Annotated in this window: 15 protein-coding genes; 1 reads left to right on the plus strand and 14 read right to left on the minus strand. The window is 72.7% G+C overall.

Annotation, left to right across the window (positions count from 1 at the left end; translation table 11 throughout):
* Positions 1–34: 34 nt before the first annotated feature.
* Both VFR90_RS03705 and VFR90_RS03710 read right to left on the minus strand, forming a co-directional pair.
* Positions 35–376: a DUF3140 domain-containing protein gene (locus tag VFR90_RS03705; RefSeq protein ID WP_326404662.1), complete on the minus strand. Its 342-nt coding sequence runs from the start codon at positions 374–376 to the stop codon at positions 35–37.
* 1 nt (position 377) lies between these two features.
* Positions 378–596 (minus strand): hypervirulence associated TUDOR domain-containing protein, encoded by a 219-nt coding sequence (locus VFR90_RS03710; RefSeq protein WP_326404663.1) that lies wholly within the window; start codon positions 594–596, stop codon positions 378–380.
* A gap of 131 nt (positions 597–727) precedes the next feature.
* On the opposite strand from VFR90_RS03710, the gene VFR90_RS03715 reads away from it, so the two are divergent.
* A complete protein-coding gene (locus VFR90_RS03715) occupies positions 728–2,356 on the plus strand; it encodes a GMC oxidoreductase (protein ID WP_326404664.1) in 1,629 nt (542 codons plus the stop codon).
* A gap of 1 nt (position 2,357) precedes the next feature.
* Here the strand turns inward: VFR90_RS03715 and VFR90_RS03720 are convergent, their stop codons facing one another.
* The 12 genes from VFR90_RS03720 to flhA form a co-directional block, all read right to left on the minus strand.
* A complete protein-coding gene (locus VFR90_RS03720) occupies positions 2,358–5,462 on the minus strand; it encodes an efflux RND transporter permease subunit (protein ID WP_326404666.1) in 3,105 nt (1,034 codons plus the stop codon).
* Between the two features lie 15 nt (positions 5,463–5,477).
* Positions 5,478–6,728 carry an efflux RND transporter periplasmic adaptor subunit gene (locus VFR90_RS03725; protein ID WP_326404668.1) on the minus strand — a complete coding sequence of 417 codons (1,251 nt, stop codon included), beginning with the start codon at positions 6,726–6,728 and terminating at the stop codon, positions 5,478–5,480.
* A gap of 61 nt (positions 6,729–6,789) precedes the next feature.
* Positions 6,790–8,283 carry an efflux transporter outer membrane subunit gene (locus VFR90_RS03730; RefSeq protein ID WP_326404670.1) on the minus strand — a complete coding sequence of 498 codons (1,494 nt, stop codon included), beginning with the start codon at positions 8,281–8,283 and terminating at the stop codon, positions 6,790–6,792.
* Positions 8,280–8,966, minus strand: a complete 687-nt coding sequence (locus tag VFR90_RS03735; protein ID WP_326404671.1) for a TetR/AcrR family transcriptional regulator — start codon at positions 8,964–8,966, stop codon at positions 8,280–8,282. Before VFR90_RS03735 ends, VFR90_RS03730 begins: the two co-directional genes overlap by 4 nt.
* A 247-nt stretch (positions 8,967–9,213) precedes the next feature.
* Positions 9,214–10,806: a GGDEF domain-containing protein gene (locus VFR90_RS03740; protein WP_326404672.1), complete on the minus strand. Its 1,593-nt coding sequence runs from the start codon at positions 10,804–10,806 to the stop codon at positions 9,214–9,216.
* Between the two features lie 141 nt (positions 10,807–10,947).
* On the minus strand, positions 10,948–13,215 hold the full coding sequence (locus tag VFR90_RS03745) for a putative bifunctional diguanylate cyclase/phosphodiesterase (protein ID WP_326404673.1): 2,268 nt from the start codon (positions 13,213–13,215) through the stop codon (positions 10,948–10,950).
* A gap of 30 nt (positions 13,216–13,245) precedes the next feature.
* On the minus strand, positions 13,246–16,206 hold the full coding sequence (locus VFR90_RS03750) for a response regulator (protein WP_326404674.1): 2,961 nt from the start codon (positions 16,204–16,206) through the stop codon (positions 13,246–13,248).
* A gap of 112 nt (positions 16,207–16,318) precedes the next feature.
* Positions 16,319–17,680, minus strand: coding sequence for a methyl-accepting chemotaxis protein (locus VFR90_RS03755; protein ID WP_326404675.1), 1,362 nt, complete (start codon positions 17,678–17,680; stop codon positions 16,319–16,321).
* 130 nt (positions 17,681–17,810) lie between these two features.
* Positions 17,811–18,524 carry an RNA polymerase sigma factor FliA gene (locus VFR90_RS03760; protein WP_326404676.1) on the minus strand — a complete coding sequence of 238 codons (714 nt, stop codon included), beginning with the start codon at positions 18,522–18,524 and terminating at the stop codon, positions 17,811–17,813.
* 39 nt (positions 18,525–18,563) lie between these two features.
* Positions 18,564–19,547: a flagellar biosynthesis protein gene (locus VFR90_RS03765; RefSeq protein ID WP_326404677.1), complete on the minus strand. Its 984-nt coding sequence runs from the start codon at positions 19,545–19,547 to the stop codon at positions 18,564–18,566.
* 13 nt (positions 19,548–19,560) lie between these two features.
* Entirely contained in the window at positions 19,561–21,330 is a 1,770-nt protein-coding gene (gene flhF / locus VFR90_RS03770) for a flagellar biosynthesis GTPase FlhF (protein WP_326404678.1), read from the minus strand.
* Between the two features lie 37 nt (positions 21,331–21,367).
* Positions 21,368–23,482: a flagellar biosynthesis protein FlhA gene (gene flhA, locus VFR90_RS03775; protein ID WP_326404679.1), complete on the minus strand. Its 2,115-nt coding sequence runs from the start codon at positions 23,480–23,482 to the stop codon at positions 21,368–21,370.
* Between the last annotated feature and the right edge of the window lies 1 nt (position 23,483).

The raw sequence follows: 23,483 nt of genomic DNA on the forward strand, positions 1-23,483 counted from the left end.
GGGCAGTCTCACAGCCCCGCCACGCGCCTGTGCGCTATCGCTTCAGGGGATCGTGCCCCCAGTTCATCAGCGACCACCGCCAGCGCGTGTCGCGCACGTCGCCCGCGGGCCGCTGCGCCATGTGGCGCTTGACGTAGCCGACGACCTTGCGCATGTGCTGCAGGTCGTCGTCGTCCAGCTCGGCACGCTTCGTCTTCAGCAGTTCGACGATGCGCCGGCCCGACTGGTGGCCCACCGACTCCTTGCCGTCGGCGTCGCGCCAGCCCACCTCCTTCGACTCGTCGCGCTCCAGCCAGCGCTCGATCTCCCCGGCGGTCATGTTGACCGCTTCGTCGAAGGCCGCGAGCGTGTCGTCGCGGGTCGCGGCGCCGCTCACCTCAGCCGCCCTTCTTCTTCAGCGACCCCGGCTTGTGGATCGCCGTGGCGCCGCTCTTCGCGCTGCGCACCTCGTACTGCGGCGCGTCGGGCGTGGCCTTGGCGGTGTGGCCCTTGACCTTGTCGGTGTGCGTGACCTTGCGCACCACGGTGCCCTCGGTCTTGCCTTGCGACGTCTTCCACTCGACCGCGTCGCCGGCCTTCAACTGCTTGGTGGACATGGCTGCTCCTGTGGCTCTTGCGGGCGTCCAGCCAGCAACCGCTATGCCCGGCCACTCCCCCATTCCTTGGATGGCCCGCGGGCGCGCCGTCGGCGCCAATACGCGGCTGCGGGGAAAAAGGGAGGAAGCACATGACGACCGAGTGGCATGAGCAGATCTGGGAGGTGGTGGTCGTCGGCACCGGCATGGGGGGTGCGACGCTCGGCTTCGCGCTCGCGGCGCAAGGGCGGCGGGTGCTGTTCATCGAGCGCGGCCACGACCTCATGCGGCGTGCGCCAGCCCCGCTGGCGCCGGTGGGGGCCGACGACGAAGCGCCGCAGGCGCGCATGGCCCGCGGCCATTGGCCGACGCGGCTGCATGGCCAGACGAATCGCGGCGCGGTCGACGTGCTGCCCTCGCTTGGCTGCGGCACCGGCGGCTCGACGCTGCTCTACGCGGCCCAGCTCGAGCGCCTGTTCGCCGCCGACTTCGAGCCGCGCGGCCACTTCGCCGACCTGAACGGCTCGACGCTGCCCGAGGCTTGGCCGGTCAGCCATGCCGAAATGCTGCCTTGGTACCGGCAGGCCGAACGGCTCTTCCGCGTCTGCGGTTCGGCGGACCCGCTCGACCCCGATGCGGCGACGACGCTGCGCGAGCCGCCGCCGATGTCGGCGCGCGACGTGCACTTCATGCGCTCGTTCCGCGAGCTGGGCCTGAAGGCCTACCAGGCGCACGTGGCCTGCGACTTCATCGACGACTGCGTCGGCTGCGGCGGGCGGATCTGCGAGCACGGCTGCAAGAGCGACGCCCGGCGCGCCTGCCTGGAGCCGGCGCTGCGCGAGCACGGCGCGACGCTGGTCGCCGATTGCGAGGCGGTCGCGGTCGAGGCCGACGCGCAGCGTGCCCACGGCGTGCGCGTCCACTGGCAGGGCCGCGAGCTGCTGGTGCGCGCCGAGCTCGTCGTGCTGGCCGCCGGCGCGCTGATGACGCCGCGCATCCTGCTGGCCAGCACCAGCGCGCACTGGCCCGAAGGTCTCGCGAACCGCTCCGGCGCGGTCGGCCGCAACCTGATGTTCCACGCGACCGACTTCGCCGCGGTGCGCCCGCGGCTGCCGCAGCCGGGCGTCGGGCCGCAGAAGGCGGTCGCGACCAACGACTTCTACCTCGACGCGGGCGGCAAGCTCGGCGCCTTCCAGTCGATCGGCATCACGCTCGAGCCGGGGATGGTCTACGCGCAGCTGCTCGAGCGCATGCCGAGGCTGCCGCGCGTGCTGCGCCTGCCGGTGCGCGCGCTGCTGCACCTGGCGGCGGCGGCGATCGGCCGCACGCTGCGCGGCTCGACGCTGTTCGCGACCATCACCGAAGACCTGCCCTACTGGCACAACCGCGTGCTGCGCGACGAGGCGGCGCCCGGCGGCGTGCGCTTCGAGTACCGCTACTCGGCCGAGCTCGATCGCCGCGCGCGGCGCTTTCGCGACCTGCTCAGCCGCAAGCTGCGCACCCACCACCGGCTGCGCTGGCTGAGCTTTCGCCACAACCTGAACTTCGGCCACGCCTGCGGCACCTGCCGCTTCGGCGACGACCCGGCCACCAGCGTGCTCGACCGCGACAACCGCGCGCACGGCATCGACAACCTCTACGTCGTCGATGCGTCCTTCTTCCCGTCGAGCGGCGGCACCAACCCGAGCCTGACGATCGCGGCGAACGCGCTGCGCGTCGCGCAGGCGATTGGCGCGCGGTTCGCGTCGGCGAGCGACGAGCCGCTCGCCCAGCAAGCCTGAATCACGAGGCCGCCGCCGGCGCCGGCCGGTGCCGGCGCCGCAGCCGCCCGAGCAGGTGCTCGGCGTCGTCGACGAGGGTGTAGACGACCGGGATCACCAGCAGGCTCAGCAGCGTCGACGTCAGCAGCCCGCCGATCACCGAAATCGCCATCGGCGCACGGAAGCTCGGGTCGGCGCCGATGCCGAGCGCGATCGGCAGCATCCCGGCCATCATCGCCAGCGTCGTCATCAGGATCGGCTGCGCGCGCTTGTGGCAGGCGTCGAGCAGCGCGTCGAGGCGATCCATGCCGGCCAGGCGCTGCATCACCGCGTACTCCACCAGGAGGATCGAGTTCTTCGCGACGATGCCCATCAGCATCAGCAGGCCGATGAGCGAAGGCATCGAGAACGCCTGCTGCGTCATCAGCAGCGCGACGAAGGCGCCGCCCAGGCTCAACGGCAGCGCGGCGAGGATGGTCACCGGCTGCGCGAAGTCCTTGAACAGCAGCACCAGCACCACGTAGACGCACAGCACGCCGGTCAGCATCGCGAGGCCGAAGCTGCCGAACAGCTCCTGCTGCGATTCGAGATCGCCGCTCGCCTGGCGCTTGACGCCCGCGGGCAGCGCGCGCAGCGACGGCAGCGCGTCGACCTCCTTCGCCACGTCGCCCAGCGCGCGGCCGTTGAGCTCGACCGAGAGCGTCACATTGCGCGAGCGGTCGTAGCGGTCGATCTGCGCCGGCCCGCTGTCGAGCCGCACGCTCGCGACGCTGCCGAGCAGCACCGGGGCGCCGCGCGACGACGGCATCGCGAGCCGCTCGATCGTCGCCAGATCGCTGCGCGCCGCCTCGGGCAGCCGGACGCGGATCGGCACCTGGCGCTCGTCGAGGTTGAGCTTGGCGAGCTGGGCCTCGTAGTCGCCGGCGGTCGCGACGCGCAGCGTGTCGCCGATGCCCTGCACCGTCACGCCGAGATCGGCGGCGCGCGCGTAGTCGGGCCGCACGACGAGCTCGGGCCGCAGCAGGCTGGCCGTGGAGGTGACGTTGCCCAGCCCGGGCAGCGTGCGCAGCTCGCGCTCGATCGCCTGCGCGGCCTGCGCGAGGCTGCGCGGCTCGTCGCCGGAGAGCACGAGCTGCAGCTTCTCGCCCGAGTCGCCGCTGCCCACCGTGATGCGCGCGCCCGGGATCGCGGCCAGCCGTTCGCGCAAGGCGCCCTCCACGTCCTGCTGCGAGGTGTCGCGCTCGCCGCGACCGACCAGCTTGACGAAGAGCTGCGCCTTGCGCACCTCGCCGGCCTGCGAAAGGCCGCCGCCGGGCCCGCCGCCGGCCTGCGCGCTGCCGATGGCCGTGAACACGCTCGCGACCTCCGGGCTCTGCACGATCAAGGCGCGCGCCTGCTCGGCCGTCGCGCGGGTCTCCTCCAGCGTGCTGCCGGGCGCCAGTTCGATCGACGCGGCGGTCAGGCTGCGGTCGGCGGGCGGGATGAAGCCGGTGGGCAGCAGCGGCACCAGCGCGATCGAGGCGACGAAGAAGGCACCTGCGCCGATCGAGGTGATCCAGCGGTGCCGCAGGCACCAGCGCACCGCCGCGAGGTAGCGGCGCATCACCCAGCCGTCGCGTTGCTGCTCGGGCAGCGGCTTGAGGATGTAGGCGGCCATCATCGGCGTGATCAGGCGCGCGACCACCAGCGAGAAGAACACCGCGATCGCGGCCGTCCAGCCGAACTGCTTGAAGAACTTGCCGGCGATGCCGTCCATGAAGGCGGTCGGCAGGAACACGGCGATCAGCGCGAAGGTCGTCGCGATCACCGCGAGGCCGATCTCGTCGGCCGCCTCCAGCGCCGCCTCCAGCGGCTTCTTGCCCATGCGCAGGTGGCGCACGATGTTCTCCACCTCGACGATCGCGTCGTCCACCAGGATGCCGACCACCAGCGACAGGCTCAGCAGCGTCACCGTGTTGAGCGTGAAGCCGAACCACTTCATCGCGAGGAAGGTCGGGATGATCGACAGCGGCAGCGCCACCGCGGCGACGAAGGTCGCGCGCAGGTCGCGCAGGAACAGCCACACCACCAGCACCGCGAGCACCGCGCCTTCGTACAGCAGGTGCATCGAGCCCTCGTAGTTGTCCTCGACGGGCGTCACGCTCTCCGTCGCCTCGGTGAAGACGACGTTCGGATGCTCGGCCGCGAGCTGCTCGATTGCGAGGCGCACGCCGCTGCCGACGTCGATCTCGCTCGCGCCCTTGCTGCGGGTGATCTCGAAGGCGACCGCCGGCTCGCCGCCCTGCAGCGCGAGCGAGCGCCGCTCGGCGCCGGTGTCCTTCACCTCGGCGACGTCGGCCAGGCGCACGCGCCGGCCTCCCGCGAGCGCGATCTCGATCTGCGCAACCTCCTCGGCGGTGCGCACCGTGCCGAGCGTGCGCACCGACTGCTCGGCGCCGCCGAGGTCGGTGCGCCCGCCGGCCGACTCGAGCTGCACCTGGCGCAGCGTGCTCGAGATGTCGGCCGCGGTGACGTTCAAGGCCGCGAGCCGCGCCGGATCGACCTCGACGCGCACCTCGCGGTCGAGCCCGCCGATGCGCGCGACCTGCCCGACGCCCGGCACCGACAGCAAGCGCTTCGCGACCGTGTTGTCCACCAGCCAGCTCAGCTGCAGCTCGTCGCCCGCGGCGCCCGCGTCCGCGTCGGCAGGCCGGGCCTGCACGGTGTAGCGCAGGATCGGCAGGCCGGTCAGCGTGATCTTCGAGACGACCGGCTCTTCCAGTTCCGTCGGCAGGTCGGTGCGGATGCGGGCGACCGCATCGCGCACGTCGTTGACCGCCTCGGCGACGTCCTTCTCGAGCACGAACTCGACGGTGGTCGACGAGCTGCCGTCGGTGACCGTCGAGGTGATGTGCTTGACCGCGCCGATGGTCGCGATCGAATCCTCGATGCGCCGCGTGACCTCGGTCTCCAGCTGCGAGGGCGAAGCGCCCGGCAGGTTCGCGGTGACGGTGACCGCGGGCAGCTCGATGTCGGGGAAGTCCTGCACCTTCGCGCCGCGAAAGGCCATCAGGCCGGCGATCGTCAGCAGGCCGAACAGCAGGATCGCCGGGATCGGGTTGCGGATCGAGAAGGCGGAGAAGTTCATCGCGGTCTCCGCGCCTCAGGTGGTGCGCGCCGCGGTCGCGGCCTTCGGCGGCGTGCCGGGCGAGGCCGGCTCGGAAGCCGGCGGCGCGTTGCCGGTGGCAGGCGGGGCGTCCTGCACCGCGACCACGTCGCCGTCGATCAGGAAGCCGGCGCCGCGCACGACCACCGTCGCGTCGGCCCCCAGGCCTTGCAGGATCTCCACGCGCTCGCCCTGGCGGCGGCCGGTGACGACCGCGGTCTGCTGCACCCGGCCGCCCTGGCCGAGCCGGTACACCAGCGCGTTGCCGTCGCGCACGACCACCGCGGTGGCCGGCACGGTAAGCGCGGGCGCGGCGCCGAGCGTGATCTCGCCGCGCGCGAACATGCCGGCGCGCAGGCGCGGGCTCGGCGCCAGGTCGACGTAGACCAGCGCGGTGCGGTTCGTCGTGTCCACCGTCGGGCCGACCATGCGCACCCGCCCTTCGATGCGCGCCGGCCGGACCGCGTCGCCGCCGGCGTTCTCGTCGAGGCCGAGCATCACCGTCTGGCCCGGCTCGATGCGGCCGAGCTCCGAGGCGAGGAACTCGCCGCGCCATTCGAGGCGGCCCTGGCGGATCAGCCGGAACAGCTCGGTGCCCGCCGGCACGACCGCGCCGACGGTCGCGCTGCGCGCGCTGATCACGCCGTCGTCGGGGGCCAGCACCTCGGCTTGGCGCCGCGCGATGCGCTGGGCCTCCAGGCTCGCCTTCGCCGCCGCGAGCCGCGCCTCGGCGGTGCGCTCGGCGGTCAGGTACTGCGTGATCTCCTGGCCGCTCAGCGAGCCGGTGGCCTGCAGCTGGCGCGCGCGCTCGGCGTTCGCGCGCGCCTCGCCCAGCGCGGCCTCGGCCTCGGCAAGCGCCGCGCGCTGCTGCGCGAGCTGCGCTTCGAGCGTCTCGGTCGCGAAGCGCGCGAGCACCTGGCCGCGCTTGACGACGTCGCCGACACTCGCGCGCAGCTCGGCCAGCCGCTGGCCGTTGGCCTCGGCGCCGATCACCGCCTCCTGCCAGGCGGCGACGTTGCCGTGGCCGCCGAGCGTGCGGCCCCAGCGCTCGCTCCTCGGGCGCTCGACGGTGACGGCCAGCGCCGGCCGCGGGGCCGCGGCGGCGCCGCTGCCGGGCTTCTTCGCCTCGGGCTCGGCGGCATTGCCGGCGCCACGCGCGAGGACGAGCGCGACCAGCGCGGCGACGGCGGCGGCCAGCACCGCCAGCCACAGGCGCGGGTGCCGTCGAAAACGATCGATCGAAATCATCAGCGAACCCTCCCGGGCGCCGCGGGCGCCTGCGAAGAAAGAAGAAGGCGAAGACGCGCGATCACGAGCTTGCGCCGGCCGTGGCCGCCTGCTCGTCGGCCGCGCGCCAGCCGCCGCCGGTCGCGCGATGCAGCGTGATCCATGCGCCGATGCGATCGCGCTCGACGCCGATCAGCGCCTCGCGCGCGGCGAGCAGCGTGCGCCGCGCCTCTTCGAGTTCGAGCACGCTCGCGGCGCCGACGCGATAACGCGCGTCGATCGATTCGAAGTAGCGCGCGTAGCCATCGGCCGCGGCGCGGGCGTCGTCGGCGCGCTTGAGCGCGGTGTCGAGGTTGACCAGCGCCTGCTCGACCTCGCGCACCGCGGCACGCGCGACCGCGCGGTAGTTGCCCTCGGCCTCGGCATGGCGCGCGCGTGCCGCATCGACTTCGGCGGCGCGCCGGCCGGCATCGAACAGCGGCAGGCTGAGCGAGGGCCCGATCGACCAGGTCGGGCCTTCGCTGCGCGAGCCGTAGGCCTCGAAGCGCGTGCGGCCGATGCTGCCGAGGAGGCTCAGGCGCGGCAGCCGGTCGGCCACCGCGACGCCGATGTCGGCGCTCGCCGCGGCCAGGCTGCGCTCGGCGGCGGCGAGATCGCGCCGGCGCTCGAGCACCCGCGCCGGCACTGCGTCGATGCGCAGGGCGGCCGGCTGCGGCAGCCCGCCGGCCGCGACGCGCGCGAGCCGCGCGCGCAGCGCCGGCTCGTCGAGCCCGGTCAGCTCGACGAGCTGCTTGACGTTCAGCTCGCACTGCCCGCGCTGCTGCGTCGCGCGGCTGCGCGCTTCCGCGAGCGAGGCTTCGATGCGCGCCAGCGCCGCCGGCGCGGTGAAGCCGGCCTCGGTCTTGAAGCGGGTGAACTTCACGGTGTCGGCGGTCGAGTCGGCATTGCGCTCGGCCGTCTCGGCCAGTTGCAGGCAAGCGCGGTGATCGAGGTAGGCGCTCGCGACCTCGGCCTCCAGCGCGAGCCGCGCGGCCTCGGCATCGGCGACGCGCGCGTCGAGCCGCGCGAGCGCGGCCTCGCGGCTGCGGCGCACCGCGCCGAACAGGTCGATCTCCCAGTTCAGATCCACCGCGGCGCTGGTGCTGGTCGAGATCACCGCGCCGCTGCCGGCGGCCGACGGATCGCCGCCGCCGACGCCGGTGCCGAGGCTGCGCGAGCGGGTGATCCCGGCGCTGCCCGCGAGCGATGGCAGCGCGGCCGCCCGCGCCTGCACCGCGCTGGCGCGCGCCTGCTCGACGCGCGCCAGCGCCTGCGCGACCGAGGGGCTGCCGTCCAGCGCCGCGCCTTGCAGCGCCGCGAGCGTCGGATCGTCGAAGGCCTGCCACCAGGCGGGCGCCGGCGCCACGGGCGCGCTGCCGGGCGCGGGGAGCGGTGCCTGCCAGGCGACCGCCTGCGCCGGCTCGGGCGCGCGATGCGCCGGCCCGACCGCGGCACAGCCGGCCAGCGCGACCGCGGCGAGCGCCAGCAGCGCCGCGCGGATGCGCAGGCAGGGCGCGGGGCGTCGTGCAAGCGTCATGGCGTTCCCTTCGACGCCGAGCCCGCGCCGGCCGCCGGCGCGGCGGCGGCACGGCGCGCGCGCTCGTGATCCACCAGCGCGGCGCCCTGCTCCGCGAGCCGCCGGACCAGCCGGCGCACCGCGGCGTCGCTGCCGATCAGCCGCGGCCGGATCGCGTGCGTCACCTGGCGCGTCATCACGAAATGCGAGCCCATCGCCACCAGCACCATCGCCAGCGTCTCGATGTCCAGGTCGATGCGCGCGGCGCCGACGTGCCGCTGCAGCATCCGTTCGAGCGCGCGCTGGTGCGGCTCGATCGCCTCGGCCAGCGTGGTCGCGAGCACGCCGCTGGGCTCGGCCATCTCGTGCGCGAGGATCACGAAGAACGGGTCGGCGTCGGCGCCTTCGAGCAGCGGCTCCAGCTGCGCGCGGAAGAAGGCTTCGAGTGCGTCGCGCAGCGGGATCTCGGGCCGCTCGAAGCGGCTCGAGGTGGCGACGAACTCGCGGATCGGCGCTTCGAGTACCTCGCGGTAGAGGCCCGCCTTGTCGCCGAAGTGGTAGTGGATCGCGGCGACGTTGGCGCCAGCGAGGTCGCAGATGTCGCGCGTGGTCGCGCGCCGGTAGCCGTCGCGCGCGAAGACCTCGGTCGCGGCGAGCACCAGGCGCCGTCGCGGGTCGGCCTCGGCCGCGATGCGCGGCGGCACGCGCGGCGCAGCGGTTTTCGCGCCGGTCCGGGCGCGTGAGGCCGCACCCGCCTTCAACACCGGCTTGCGAGGGCTTGTCGTTCGTGAGGGCATCGGCGGGGCCTGCGACCTGTGGCGTCGAGGCCCGGATTCAAGCACATGCTTGAATCGATTCAAGCAAGCGCTTGATTGCCGTGTGCGAAGTAAGGTTGCTGCGGCGGGCCGCCGCCGGCGGTCATCGCGTGGTCACCGCGCGGTCATCCCCGCGTCAGCCGATGCAGGTGCGGTTCTTGCCGGTGCGCTTGGCTTCGTACAGCGCCTCGTCGGCGCGTTCGAGGGCCTGCACGAGCGTCTCCTCCTCGCCGCGCCAGGCGGTGACGCCGGCCGAGAACGTGACGAACACCTGCCCTTCGGCATCGCTCATGAACAGCTCGGCCGAGAGGCTGCGCTGCACGCGGGTGAGCACGCGCTGGGCTTCGTCCACCGGCGTGGCCGGCAGCAGCACGACGAACTCCTCGCCGCCGTAGCGCGCCAGCGTGTCGCCGGGGCGCAGCGTCAGCTGCACGCGCCGGCTGAGGAACTTCAGCGCCTCGTCGCCGTTCGCGTGGCCGAGGCGGTCGTTGAGCTTCTTGAAGTTGTCGAGGTCGATCAGCGCGACCGACAGGACCGCCGCCTCGCCCTCATTGCCGGGAGCGGGCGTTCCGCCCGCGTGGACCGCGCGCTGGCGCTTGCCGCGTTCGGCCTCGAAGGCAGCGAGCAGGCCGCGGCGGTTCGCGATCTGCGTCAGCGGATCGGTCGAGACCTCGCTCGACAGGCGCCGGATCTCGTCTTCCAGCGCGGCGACGCGCTGCTGCATCGCGTCGGCCTTCAGCTGCTCGTTCGCCAGGCGCTGCTGCGAGCGGCTCACGTCCTCGTGCACCGCTCGGCTCTCGGCGACCAGTTCGCGCACGGTATCGGCCAGGGTGTCGAGCGAGTCGGCGCTCTCGATCGCGGCGGCGTGCCGGCCGAGCCGCTCGGAAAAGCGCCCCGTCTGCGCGCCCAGCGCGGCGATCTCGCCGAGCATCTGCTGGATCGAGGCCTTCAGCGCGATGCGGGCCTCGGCGCGTTCGCTGCGCAGCGTGCGCTGGCGCTCGCGCGTGGTGCGCAGCAGCTCGCCGACCGAGCGCACGCCGCGCGCGCTGAAGGCGGCGTCGCCTTCGAGCAGCTCGCGGCGCATCACCTCGGCCTGGCCGCGGACCCAGGAGTCGTCTTCGGCCAGGTCGGCCAGGCTCGCGGTCAGCTCGCGCGCCAGGCCGCCCAGCTGAGCGAGCAGGTGGTGGCGGTGCTGCAGCACGCGCCGCGCCTCGTCGCAGGCCGCGGCGATCGCTTCGGCATGCGGCTGCGGCCCCTCGGCGGCGAGCCGCGACTGCAGGGCCGCGAGCTTGTCCGCGACCTCGCGCCCGCGCGGCTCGCTGCGCGGCAGCGCAACCTGCACCGTCGCGCCGAAGCTCGCGGCGACGTCGGGCCAGGCGGTCGGGGGAGCGGGCGTCGAAGGCGGCGCGGGCGGCGCGATCTCGATCGGCGCGGTCCTCACCGCGGCCGGCACCGGCGGCACCGCCTCGTCGAGCGCCGCGAGATCGGTCACCGGCTCGTCACGCGCCTCGCCGTCCCAGCTCGCGACCAGCTGCGTCAGCCGGTGATGCAGCCGGCGCGCGTCGCTGCGGCTGCCGCCGAGCACGCGAAAGAGGCTGTCCTTGCGCCGCGCGGTGGTCCATTGCTTGCTGCCGCGTTCGAGCCCGCGCACCGCGCGCTCGATGAGCTTGGCCCAGGCGTCGCCGGAGGTGTCGGCGCCGGCCGTCTCAGGGGCAGCGGCGGCTTCCATCTCGCATGCTCCGCGGCGTTTCGCGCGATGCGCGGCGCACCAGCCGGCACCCCGCAAGCAGGCGCGACGGACGCTGCACTGCCGGTCCGTTCGGGGCACCCCGTCGTCGGGGCGCGGCGAAGCCGCAACGGGCGTGGTCCATCACGCGGAGCCCGAGCGGTAAGGCCGCACGACGGTGAACTCGCCGGCGCTGTTCGCCGGCGGCAGCACCTCGACGTCCTCCGACTGCGCGATCCACGGCGCCTTGCGCGGCAGCACGATCTGCGCGAGCCAGTGGTCGAGCTCGTCGGCCGGCAGCGGCCGGCTGAACAGGAAGCCCTGCATCGTGTGGCAGCCCAGTTCCTGCAGCGCCTGCATCTGGCCCAGCGTCTCGACGCCTTCGGCGACCACGCGCAGCCGCAGCGAATGCGCGAGCGCCAGGATCGCGGTGACGACCGCGCGGCTCTTCATCTTCACGCCCAGCCCCTGCACGAAGCTGCGGTCGATCTTCAGCTCGGCGATCGGCAGCGTCGGCAGGTAGGCGAGCGAGGAATAGCCGGTGCCGAAGTCGTCGATGGAGATGTCCACGCCGATCGCGTTGAGCGCATAAAGCTTGCCGATCACGTCCTGCCGGTCCTTCATCAGGCCGGTCTCGGTGATCTCGATTTCCAGCGCGCGCGGCGAGACGCCGTGCTCGGCCGCGGCGGCCTCGATGTGCGCGATGAGATCGGTGCGCTCGATCAGCAGGCTGGGCAGGTTCACCGCGATCGAGATGTCCATGCCGTGCTGCTCGCGCCAGGCGCGCGACTGGCGCATCGCCTCGCGGATCGCCCATTCGCTCATCGGCACGATCAGTCCGGTCTCCTCGGCCATCGGGATGAACTCGAGCGGCGGCACCAGCGGGCCGCCGGCGCGCTTCCAGCGCATCAGCGCCTCGACGCCGACGATCTGCGCGTTGCGCACGTCGATCTTGGGCTGGTAGTGCAGCACCAGCTCCTCGCGCTCGATCGCCTTGTGCAGCGCGCTCTCCAGCTCCAGCTTGCGCCGGCCCTGACCGGCCAGGTGCGGCATGTACAGCGAGGCCGCGTTGCGGCCGGCGGCCTTGGCCGAATACATCGCGACGTCGGCGTTGCGCAGCACGTCGGCCACGCTCATCCCGTCGCGCGGGAACAGCGCGATGCCGACGCTCGCGGTGACGAAGCACTCCTGGCCGGCGACGAAGATCGCCTCGCGCATCACGTCGAGCACGCGCTGCGCGACGCGCTCGGCGTCGGCATCGCTGCCCACTTCCGGCAGCAGCGCGACGAACTCGTCGCCGCCGAGCCGGCCCACCGCCTCGAGCGAGCGGTGCGTCGTGAGCGCGCGCGAGTCGTGGTTCGGGCTGTCGTACATCAGCTCCGAATGCCGCACGCAGGAGCGCAAGCGCCGCGAGACCTCCACCAGCAACTCGTCGCCCGCGCTGTGGCCGAGCGTGTCGTTGATCAGCTTGAAGCGGTCGAGGTCGATCAGCAGCAGCCCGACCTGGTGGTTGCCGCGCCGCGCCTGCTCGACCGCACGCTCGGCGCGCCAGATCAGCTGCCGGCGGTTCGGCAGGCCGGTGAGCGCGTCGAAGTTCGCGAGGTGGCGGATCTTGTCCTCGGCGACGCGACGGTCGGTGACGTCCTGCACGATGCCGGCGTAGCCGGACAGCCCGCCGAGCTCGTTGAATTCCGGCTCGGCCTCGACGTGGATCACGCGCTCGCGGCCGTCGGACAAGGTCACCGAGAAGTCGGTCGCCAGCACGACGGTGCGCACCGCGGTGCGGCGCAGCAGGTGCACGAAGTCGCTGCGCTGGTCGGCCGGCACCATGCGGATCAGGTCGCGCATGTCGAAGCGGCCCTGCGACGAGAGGCCGAACACGCGCTGCGCCTCGATCGACAGCTGCAGCCCGCGCCGGTCGCGCCGCCATTCGAAGCTGCCCATGCGCGCGAGGTCCTGCGCGCGCGCGAGCTTCGACTTGCTGCGCTCGAGCTCGAGCAGCGTGCGTGCCGAGCGCAGCAGGTTGCGCAGCCGCCCGGCAAGCAGGCTCCACTGCGTGGACTTGACGAAGAAGTCGGTCGCGCCCGCTTCGTAGGCCTTGAGGATCGATGCCTCGTCGTCGAGCCCGGTGAGCATCAGCACCGGCAGCGATTCGAAGCCGGACAGCGAGCGCAGGGTGCGGCAGGTCTCGAAGCCGTCGAGCCCGGGCATCTGCGCATCGACGACCAGGATGTCCGGCGCCGCCTCGGCGAGCAGCTGCAGCGCGCGTTCGCCGCCGGTGGCCTCGGTCACCTCGAAGCCGCGTTCGCGCAACGCGATCGAGGTCAGCAGCAGGTTGACTTCGTCGTCGTCGACCAGCAGCACGCGCGCGCCGACACTCGGCTCGGTTCCTGCGGCGGGATGCGGATTCATCGGCGCTCGAGCGTGCGTGGTTTGTTGGACTCAGGCGGCCTGCTTGAGGAGCTCTCGAAGGCTGCCGCCGACGGTGAGGATTTCCCGGCGCATCTCGGCGACGCGGGCATCGAGCCCGGCCGTCTCGCGGCCGCGGATCATGCCTTCGATGTCGGCGCACAAGGCCGACAACTTGAGCGCGCCGATGCTGGCGGAAGACGATTTCAAGGTGTGTGCCACATGCTTCACGCCGTCGAGGTCGTCGGCGGCGAGCGCCGCGTCGAGCTGGGGCAAAAGACGCGCCGTCGAGGTCTCGAAGGCGTCGGCGACGCGGTCGAGCAGCCGGTTGCTGCCGCTCGGGTCGAGCTGGCGCAGCCGCTGCAGCGCCTGCGCGTCCAGGCTTGCGGCGGCCCGGACCGGCTGCGCCGTCTGCGGCGCCTCGGCGGCGGGGGAGTCGGTGGTGCCGGGGAGTTTCTGGGTCAGCATGGCGTGCAGTTCGTTTTGTCGGAAGGGCTTGGCGAGATAGTCGTCGAAACCGACGGCGATGAAATGCTGGCGGTCGCCGTCGAGTGCGTTGGCCGTCACGGCGACCACCGGCGTGGTGGCCGGCGTGCGGAAGCTGTAGCGCTGCCCGGGGTTGTGGCGGAACTGCCGCAGCGCTTCGGCGCCGTCCATGCCGGGCATCTGGATGTCCATCATGATCAAGTCGAAGCGGTGCTCGCACAAGGCGCGCAGGCCCGCGACCGCCGAGGACGCCAACCGCACCTTGAGCCCGAACTGCCGCAGCATCTGCCCGATCACTTCCTGATTGACCGGGTTGTCCTCGACGACCAGCACATGGCCGTCGAGCCGCCGCGCGAGCGCCGCGACCGGCGCGCCGGCGACGGCCACGCCGAGCATGCTCTGGCGCAGCTCGGCCTGGCGCACCGGCTTGTGCACGAAGCGCTCGAAGCCGGCGGCGCGGGCGCGCTGCTCGTCGTCGCGCGCGCCGACGCCGCCCATCAGCACGATGTTCATGTCGGCGAACTCCGCCATCGCCGACAGCCGCTGCGCCAGCGCCACGCCGTCGATGCGCGGCATGTGCATGTCGATCAGCGCGGCGTCGAAGCGCTTGCGCGGCTGGCCGGCGGAGCGGCCGCCCTTGGTGCGCTCCTCCGACAGGATCGCCAGCGCCTGCACGCCCCCGGCGGCCGGCACGACCTCGGTGCCCCAGGCTTCGAGCATGCGCACCAATTGGTCGCGACCCGCTTCGTGGTCGTCGACGACCAGCACGCGCAGCGGCGGCAGCGCGACCGCCTCGACATCGGCGATCGGCGGCGCGACCGCGGCCGCCATGGGAAGCCGCACGATGAACTCGGAGCCCGCGCCGACGCGGCTTTCGACCTCGATGCTGCCGCCCATCAGGTGCACCAGCCGCTGCGAGATCGCGAGGCCCAGCCCGGTGCCGCCGTAGCGCCGCGCCATGCCGCTGGACGCCTGGTTGAACGCGGCGAAGAGCTGCGGCAGCACCTCGGCTTCGATGCCGATGCCGGTGTCGCGCACGCTGAACTCGAACCAGTCGACGCCGGCCGGCGCGTCGTGCGCCGGCGCCGGCCCCGACGGCGGCCGCAGTTCGACGACCACCTCGCCGTGCGCGGTGAACTTGATCGCGTTGCCGACGAGGTTGGTCAGCACCTGGCGCAACCGCAGCGCGTCGCCGTGCACCACCGCCGGCAGGCCGGCGCGCTCGACCAGGCTCAGCTCCAGCCCGCGCTGCTGCGCGCGCGGCGCGAGCAGTTCCAGCACGTCCTCGACCACCACCCGCACGGTGAAGTCGACCGGCGCCAGCTCGAACTTGCCGGCCTCGATCTTCGAGAAGTCGAGCACGTCGTTGATGATCTCGAGCAGGCCCTCGCCCGAGCGGTAGACGGCCTGCGCGAAGCGGCGCTGGCGCGCGTCGAGCGGCGTGCCCAGCAGCAGCTCGGTCATGCCGAGCACGCCGTTCATCGGCGTGCGGATCTCGTGGCTCATCGTCGCGAGGAACTGGCTCTTCGCGTGGCTGGCCAGCTCGGCCTGCAGCGCCAGTCCGCGCGCTTCCTCTCCCGCACGCTCGAGCCGCTCGCGGCTTGCCTCGAGCTCGTCGCGGTGCGCACGCAGCCGGTCCTGCATCGCATTGAAGTGGGCGGCGAGCTGGCCGAGATCGTCGGCCGAGGTGATCTCCACCGGCTGGCTCAGGTCGTCGTCGGCGACGCGCGAGGCGCCGTCGCGCAGGCTGTCGAGCTGGCGGTCGATGCTGCGGCGCAGGAGCAGCATCACCACCGTGCCGCCGGCCATCGCCACCGCGCCGGTCGCGAACATCAGCCACTGCAGCAGCCCGGCGATCCAGCGGCTGGCCTCGCCCAGCGTGCGGGTGAAGTCGTCGGCCAGCGGCGCGAGGTGCTCGCTCAGCCGCTCGATGCGCAGCAGCGCCTCGGCCGCCTCGGCCTCGCTCAGGCCGCCGGCCTCGATGCGCGCGCGCAGGCGCCGGCCTTCGGCCTGCAGCGCGAGGATGCTTTCGTCGGCGCGCGCCCACAGCTGGATCGAGCGGTCCAGGTAGCTGACGTGGCGGAAGTGGCGGTAGAGCCAGATCAGGGAGTCGATGTCGTCGGGGTGGTTCTGGCCGGCGAGGAAGCCGCCCACGACGACGCTGCGATCGAACTCCGGCTTTTCCAGTTCGAGCCGCGCGCGCCGGTCGCCGAGGTTGATGTCGAGCGCCTGGACGTGACGCCACCAGTCGGTGTCGTCGCGCGAGCGGACGTAGCGCTCGAGGAAATGGATCGCGTCGCGCTGGCCCTTGGCCCACTGGCTCTCGCCGGCGATGTAGGCGCGCACGGCGATCAGCGCGTCCGAACTCAGCTTGCCGACGAGGCCGAGCGTCATCAGCATCGAGACGAAGACCGCGAGCAGCAGGCCCAGCTTGTGCGCGATCGGCAGATCGCGCAGCCATTTGCGCTTCGCGATCGGCAGGGGCGAACCGGACGAACTGCTGACCATGGCCCGAGTGTGCGTCCGGCCGCGCGAAAGTCGGCCCGGGCCGACCCCCGGCGCGCGCGACGGCGGCACTTGCACACGGCCGGCGCGCGGCCGGCGTGTCGCGGCGGCGACGTCAGAACTGGAACGCGAGCCGCACGCCGCCCCAATGGCGGCCGTCCACGGTGATCGGCGCGGCCGCTTCCTTCATCACGACGAAGTGGCCTGCGCCCATGTCGCGCCGGTAGGTCTGGAGCAGGAAGGGCTGCTGGTTGCGCGCCGAGGCGAGCCCGGTGCGGTCGTTGAAGATGCGTCGCCAGCGGCTGTTCACCGTGTTCCAGGCGACATCGCCCGGCCGCTGCGGCATGCAGTACTGGCGGATGTGGGTCGGGACGTAGCCGTTGCGGTCGGCGGCGATGCAGTAGACGACCTTCGGGCTCAAGCCGAGCACGCGCTCCTGCACCTGCGGGAACAGCCGGTCGGCCAGCGCGTTGAAGCGCGTCAGGTGCTGCGGCGGGTTGCTGCCGGCGATCGGCTGGTACTGCTCGTCGAACAGCTCGGCCGCGCCGATCGTGCCGGTGCGCAGCGCGTCCTCGAGCAGCTTGCCGATCTGCCCGGCGGCCTGCTGCGCCGCCTGGATGAAGGGCGTGTCCTCGGTGTCGATGCCGCTGGCGGCCAGCACCTCGATCAGCGTCTCGCTCAGCTTCAGCAGCGATTCGCTGCGGCCGGTGGCGGCCGCCAGCGCTTGGCTGGCGCGCTGCATCTCGGCGTCGATCGTGCCCATCTGCGCATGCACGCCGTCGCAGATGCCGCGGCTTTGCGCCGCCGCGTCGCTGATGCCGGCGACGCCGGCCTGCACCTCGGAGAGCGCGCGGTGGAAGCTGCTGCCCGTTGCCGCCGCGCCGTTGGTTTCGGCGGGCAGCTGGATCTCGCGCGCGAGCGCGCCGACGCGCGCATCGAGCTCGGCGACCGTGCCCATGATCTGTTTCGACGAGGCCTCGACCTTCGCCGACAAGTCCTTCACCGCGTCGGCGACGACGCCGAAGCCGCGGCCCGCCTCGCCGGCGCGGCCGGCTTCGACCGAGGCGTTGAACGCGACCAGGCGCGTCTGCAGCGCGATCTGGGTGATCTGCCCGGCCGCACCCGCCACCTGGCGCAGCGTGTCGACGATGCCGGCGACCTCGGCGCCGACCTGGGCCACCGCGGAGCGCGCGCGTTCGACGGCCGCAAGGCTCGCGGTGGTCGTGTCGCCGATGCCGTCCTGCGCGGTCTGCACCTCGCCGAGCTGCGCGGCGAGCGCCGCGAGCGCCTGCGCCTGGCGCCGGTTCAATTGGTTGCTGTCGTCGATCAGGCCGCGCACCTCGGCGGCGTCGCGGCCGAGGCGCGAGGCCTGCTGCGCGATCGTTCGCACCGCGGCGCCGAGGTCGGGCGCGGCTGCCCCGGGCGCGGCGTCGGCGGCCGCCTCGTCACGGGGCTTGCGGGCGAACAGGCTCAACATGGACGATCCCCTCGACGAGCGTTGCAAGCCGGCCGGCGGCCGCGATGCATCCGGCTCGGCCGGTTCGGCCGGTTCGTCCGGAGCGCCTCCTCATGAGGCATCGGCGAACGCGCAACGGACATGGGCCGCCCTAGTGATCGCGCAGCTTCACGCGCAGCCGGGCGATGCTCTGGCTGTGCAGCTGGCACACGCGCGACTCGGTCACGCCGAGCACCGCGGCGATCTCCTTCAGGTTCATGTCCTGCTCGTAGTACATGCTCATCACGTACTGCTCGCGCTCGGGCAGCGTCTTGATCGCCTCGACCAGCGCCTCGCGCATGCGGCGATCCTTGAGCATCGCCTGCGGGTTCTCGTTCTCGTCGGCGACGTGGCGGTCGAGGTAGTCGTTGTCGCCGTCCTCGCCGGTCATGTCTTCCAGGTAGACGAGCTGGGTGCCGCGCACGCGGCCGAGCAGCTCCTGGTATTCGGCCAGGCTCAGCTTCATCTGCTTGGCGATCTCGCCTTCGCTGGGTGCGCGGCCGAGCGTCTGCTGAAGCGCGTGCACCGCGGTCTCGATGTCGCGCTGCTGCTTGCGGTTGCCGCGGCTCATCCAGTCGCTGCCGCGCAGCTCGTCGAGCATCGCGCCGCGGATGCGCTGGGTCGCGAAGGTCTCGAACTGCACGCCCTGCGCGGCGTCGAAGCGGGTCATCGCGTCGGTCAGGCCGATCAGGCCGACTTGAATGAGATCGTCGATCTCCACGTTCGCGGGCAGCTTGGCGATCATCTGGTGCGCCAGCCGGCGCACCAGCGGGCTGTACTGCTTGAGCATCGCGTTCGTGTCGAGACGGCCGGTGGCGGTGTACATGGAAGCTCCAGGCAGGCGAAGGGCGCGGGCGCGACGGGTTCAGCGGCGAGCGGCCGCGAAGCTGCGCGGGCCGGTCGAAGGCAAGGCGGCGCGGCGCGGCCGCGGCAGCTCGGTACCGAAATCGGCGCCGTAGCCGGCATCGAGCGCCGCGAAGGCGCTGTCGGACAGCGGCTGCGCGAGCGCGCAGGCGAGCTGCTCGCGGGCCAGGCGGGCCAGGCGCGAGCTTGGCTCGTGGTCGGCGGTCTCGGCCGGATCGACGGCGACCCAGTCGTGCACCACCGCGCCGAGGAAGTCGTCGGCGCAGCGCGCGAGGCGCTGCGCGACCGCGCCGGCGCGCGGACTCGCGGGCTCGGCGGCGATCAGCAGGTCGTGCGCCATCAGGCGGGCGCGCGTGGCGAGCAGCTTGATCGCCGCATAGGCGTGCGTCACCGCTTCGGGCTGCAGGTCGCACAGCACCAGCGGGCGCAGCGCGTCGGCCTGCAGCTCCTGCGCGCGGCGCGCGAACAGGCGCACCAGGTCGGAGGCGCTGGCATGCACCAGCAGCACGTCGGTCCCGGGCGCCGCGTCGATCAGCGCGTCGAGGAAGCTGCTGGTCGAGCCGCTCGCATCGACATAGCGCAGCGCGAGGCCGCGCGCGGCGAGGTAGCCGACCTGCGGCGACAGCGTCTCGATGCCTTCGGCGAGGTCGAAGCCGGCCAGCTCGGCCGGCGCACGGGCGTGCTCGCCCGCATCCACGACCAGCGTGCGCAAGCCCTGCCCGGCGAAGGCGGTGCACAGCCGCTCGAGCAGCGCGCCGCCGTGCGCGAGCTCGGGGTTGGAGACGACCGGCACGCAGCGGATCGTGGGGCTGGTGAACAGGCGGCGCAGGCCCTGGGCCTGGTCGACCGGTGCGGGCGCCGGCACGAGGCCATGCGCGCGGCCGGCGCCTTCGCGCAGCGCGCCGAGCTGGCGGCTGGCGGGCAGCGTGTCGAGCTGGTCGAACCAGCTGTCGGTCGCCGGAACGGTGACGCGGGCGGCGTGCATGGCGGGCTCGCGTTCAGGCGCGCGCCGCGTTCGCCGCGGTGCCGTTGGCCTGGGTCATGCGGCGCGCCTGCATCTGCGGCGCGGCGAAGACGAGGTTCATCTCGCTCGCGTCGAAGTGGTAGGCCGGGCTCGCGGTGGCGCGCAGCGCGCGGTGCACCAGCGCCTGGCCCGACAGGCGATGCCAGTCCTCCGGCACGCGCTGGCCGTTGGCGACCGCGACGATCTTCTGCCGGTGGCGGATCACCGCGTCGAGCGCCGGCGCGAGCTTCACCGCTTCGTCGAGCTTGCTCAGCACGATGCCGCGGCAGGTGTCGGCACGGTAGGCGGTCATCACGTCGTCGATGGTTTCGCCTTGCGCGGCGGCCGAGACGACGAGCAGCCGGCTGATCGTGCGATGCGCCAGCATGTCGAGCAATTCCTTGGTGCGCGCGTCGCGCTGCGCCAGGCCGGCGGTGTCGATCAGCACCATCTTCTTGCCCGACAGCAGGTCGAGCAGGTCTTCGAGCGTCGTGCGGTCGTGCGCGGTGTGCACCGGCACGCCGAGGATGCGGCCGTAGGCACGCAGCTGCTCGTGGGCGCCGAGCCGGTAGGCGTCGAGCGTGATGAGGCCGAGGTTGCTCGCGCCGTGGCGCGTCGCGAAGGCGGCCGCGAGCTTGGCGGTCGAGGTGGTCTTGCCGACGCCGGTGGCGCCGACCAGCGCGAACACGCCACCCTGGTCTTCGATCGGCAGCTCGCGCTCGCCGGTCTGCAGGTTGCGCTCGAGGATGCTCGCGGCCCAGCCCGTTTCGTCGGCGATCTCGGGCGTCAGGCCCACCACCAGCTTGCGGATCAGGATCGGCGAGAAGCCCGCTTCCAGCAGCTTCTGCGTCAGCCGCGCCTGCGCCGGCTGGCGCTGCAGCTTCTCCATGAAGGCGAGCGCGCCGAAGCGCTCCTCGATCAGGCCCTTCATCGAACGCAGCTCGGAAAGCATCTGCGCGTCGGCCTGCGCCTCGCGCAGCGGCGCGGCGCCGGGCAGCGGCTCGGCGAGCGCGGCGACTTCCTCGCGCAGCATCGGCGGCGGCGTGATGCGCTGCGGCTGCGCCTGCGCGGCGGCGCGGCGCGGCGGGATCGGCTCGCCCAGCGTGTCGCCGGCATAGCGGCTCGCGCCCGCATCGGCGAAGCGGCTCTCGCTCGCGGCGGCGAAGCGGCTGTCGCCCGCATCGGCGAAGCGGCCGGCGTGCGCGTCGTGCAGATCGCCGAAGCGGCTGGCGCCGGCGTCGCGCGTGGCGGCGCGCTGCGCCGTCGCGGCGGCATGGGTGGCGGCGGCGCGCTGCGTGGCCAGCGCCGGCTCGGCGCGCGTGCCCTCGCCTTCGGCACGCAGCGTCGCGTCGCGCTTCTTCAGCATGCGCTCGCGCACGTAGTCCTGGAAGGACAGCGTGCTCATCGACAGCTGGGCGGCGTCCCCCTGCACCTCGGTGCGGGTGGCGGCCTTCGGCGTCGGCTGCGCGCGTTGCGCGAGCGCGGCGGCGGCCTGGCGCAGCGCGCCGGCGATCGGCGTACGGCCCGGTGCCGCGCGCGCGGGCGCCGGCTCGGCCTGGGGTTGCTGCGTCGTCGCGAAGGCGGCCGGGAAGCGGCTCGCCGCGTGTTCTTCCACCTGCGCCAGCGCGCCGGGCGCCATCGCCAGCATCTCGATGCCTTCGACGCAAGGCTTGGTGCTGAGCACGACGGCGTCGTCGCCGAGCGCCGCGCGCATCTTCTGCATCGCCTCGCGCGAGGTGCGGCCGGTGAAGCGTTGGACGTTCATGCGCTGCCTTTGATGCGGTGAAGGCGGTGGAGGGAAGTCAGGCCGCGATCGCCATCGGCTGGCCGATGATCGAAGCGATGCGGATCGAATGCGTGTCGGGGATCTCGCTGTGCGAGAGCACCTTGAGGCGCGGCGCGGCGCGCTTGAGCAGGCGCGCGATCGGCAGGCGGATCGCGTCGGGCACCAGCAGGCAGGCCGGGTGGCCGAGGTCTTCCTGGCGCTTGGCGGAGTCGGCGGCGTGGCGGCTCAGCGTGTCGGCGACGCTCGGGTCGAGCACCGGGCCGTTCGGGGAGGTCAGGGCCTGCGCGAGCAGCCGCTCGAGTTCGGGTTCGATCGCGATCACGTCGAGCTCGCGCACCGGGCCGTAGATCTGCTGCACGATCGACGGCGCGAGCGCCACGCGGATGCGGCGGGCCAGTTCCTGCGGATCGTTCGCGAGGTTCGCGTTGGCACCGGCATGCTCGGCCAGCGCCTCGACCACCGAGCGCATGTCGCGGATGTGCACGCCCTCTTCCAGCAGGAGCTGGAGCAGCTTTTGCAGCGCGGCGATCGGAACCATCTTGGGAACCACGTCTTCGATGAGCTTGGGGGCCAACTTCGTCACATGCTCGACCAGCTGTTGCGTCTCCACGCGTCCCAGCAGGCGGGCGGCATTCACTTGCATCAAGTGTGAAAGGTGGGTCGCGACGACGGTCGAGCAATCAACGACCGTATAGCCGGCCATTTGCGCCTGCTCCCTGAGGCGCTCCTCGATCCAGGTCGCAGGCAGGCCGAAGGCGGGATCGGTGGTGCTCGTGCCGGGCAGCTGCGCGGCGGCGTGGCCCGGGTTGATCGCCATCAGCATGCCGGGGAAGGCCTCGCCTTCGCCGATCACCGCGCCGCGCAGCACCACGCGGTACATGCTCGGGCGCAGCTCGAGGTTGTCGCGGATGTGCACCGCCGGCGGCAGGAAGCCCACGTCCTGCGCGAACTTGCGCCGCACGCCCTTGATGCGGCCGAGCAGGTCGCCGGCACGGTCCTTGTCGACCAGCGCGATCAGGCGCAGGCCGACTTCGAGGCCGAGCGTGTCGATCGGCTGGAGGTCGTCCCAGCTCGCTTCGGCGTCGGGCGCGATCACCGTCGGCGCGGCCGGCTTCTCCGCCTCGGCCTTCGCGGCGAGCTGGCGCTTGCGCATCCCCCACGCGAGCCAGCCGATCAGGCTCGCGATGCCGAGGAACACGACGTGCGGCATGCCGGGGATCACGCCGAGCAGGCCGATCACGGCCGCGACGATCGCGACCGACTTCGGCGTCTTGAACACCTGGCCGAGGATCTGCTCGCCGACCGCCTCCTCCTTGCCGACGCGCGAGACCACCATCGCCGCGGCCACCGAGATCAGCAGCGCCGGGATCTGCGCGACGAGCGCATCGCCGATCGCCAGCAGGATGTAGCTGTCGGCCGCCTGGCCGGCCGAGAGGCCGTGCTGCACGACGCCGATCAGGAAGCCGCCGACGATGTTGATGAACAGGATCAGGATGCCGGCGATCGCGTCGCCGCGCACGAACTTGCTCGCGCCGTCCATCGAGCCGAAGAACTCGGCCTCCTGGCCCACTTCGGCACGGCGGCGGCGGGCTTCCTTGTCGTCGATCGCGCCGGCGTTGAGGTCGGCGTCGATCGCCATCTGCTTGCCGGGCATCGCGTCGAGCGTGAAGCGCGCGCCGACCTCGGCGATGCGCTCGGCGCCCTTGGTCACGACGATGAAGTTGATGACGACCAGGATCGCGAACACGATCAGGCCGACCGCGAAGTTGCCGCCGATCAACACGTGGCCGAAGCTCTCGATCACGGTGCCGGCCGCGCCCGGGCCGGTGTGGCCTTCGAGCAGCACGACGCGGGTCGACGCCACGTTCAGCGACAGCCGCAGCAGCGTCGTGAGCAGGATCACCGCGGGGAAGGCGGAGAAGTCGAGCGGCCGCACCATGTAGGCCGAGACCATCATCACCATCAGCGCGAGCGCGATGTTGAAGGTGAACAGCAGGTCCAGCAGCAGCGGCGGCAGCGGCAGCACCATCATCGCCAGCACCATCAGCACCAGCAGCGGCACGGCGAGGCTCTTGATGGTGGCAGCGTGCGGGCCAAGCCACTTCTGGAGGGGGGCCAACAGTGCGTTCATG

Source organism: Methylibium sp., assembly GCF_035762065.1.
Taxonomy (GTDB): domain Bacteria; phylum Pseudomonadota; class Gammaproteobacteria; order Burkholderiales; family Burkholderiaceae_C; genus Methylibium.

Coding starts and splice junctions, on each gene's coding strand:
- VFR90_RS03710 (WP_326404663.1), bottom strand. CDS start 596: ATGTCCACCAAGCAGTTGAAGGCCGGCGACGCGGTCGAGTGGAAGACG.
- VFR90_RS03715 (WP_326404664.1), top strand. CDS start 728: ATGACGACCGAGTGGCATGAGCAGATCTGGGAGGTGGTGGTCGTCGGC.
- VFR90_RS03720 (WP_326404666.1), bottom strand. CDS start 5,462: ATGAACTTCTCCGCCTTCTCGATCCGCAACCCGATCCCGGCGATCCTG.
- VFR90_RS03725 (WP_326404668.1), bottom strand. CDS start 6,728: ATGATTTCGATCGATCGTTTTCGACGGCACCCGCGCCTGTGGCTGGCG.
- VFR90_RS03730 (WP_326404670.1), bottom strand. CDS start 8,283: ATGACGCTTGCACGACGCCCCGCGCCCTGCCTGCGCATCCGCGCGGCG.
- VFR90_RS03740 (WP_326404672.1), bottom strand. CDS start 10,806: ATGGAAGCCGCCGCTGCCCCTGAGACGGCCGGCGCCGACACCTCCGGC.
- VFR90_RS03745 (WP_326404673.1), bottom strand. CDS start 13,215: ATGAATCCGCATCCCGCCGCAGGAACCGAGCCGAGTGTCGGCGCGCGC.
- VFR90_RS03750 (WP_326404674.1), bottom strand. CDS start 16,206: ATGGTCAGCAGTTCGTCCGGTTCGCCCCTGCCGATCGCGAAGCGCAAA.
- VFR90_RS03755 (WP_326404675.1), bottom strand. CDS start 17,680: ATGTTGAGCCTGTTCGCCCGCAAGCCCCGTGACGAGGCGGCCGCCGAC.
- VFR90_RS03760 (WP_326404676.1), bottom strand. CDS start 18,524: ATGTACACCGCCACCGGCCGTCTCGACACGAACGCGATGCTCAAGCAG.
- VFR90_RS03765 (WP_326404677.1), bottom strand. CDS start 19,547: ATGCACGCCGCCCGCGTCACCGTTCCGGCGACCGACAGCTGGTTCGAC.
- flhF (WP_326404678.1), bottom strand. CDS start 21,330: ATGAACGTCCAACGCTTCACCGGCCGCACCTCGCGCGAGGCGATGCAG.
- flhA (WP_326404679.1), bottom strand. CDS start 23,482: ATGAACGCACTGTTGGCCCCCCTCCAGAAGTGGCTTGGCCCGCACGCT.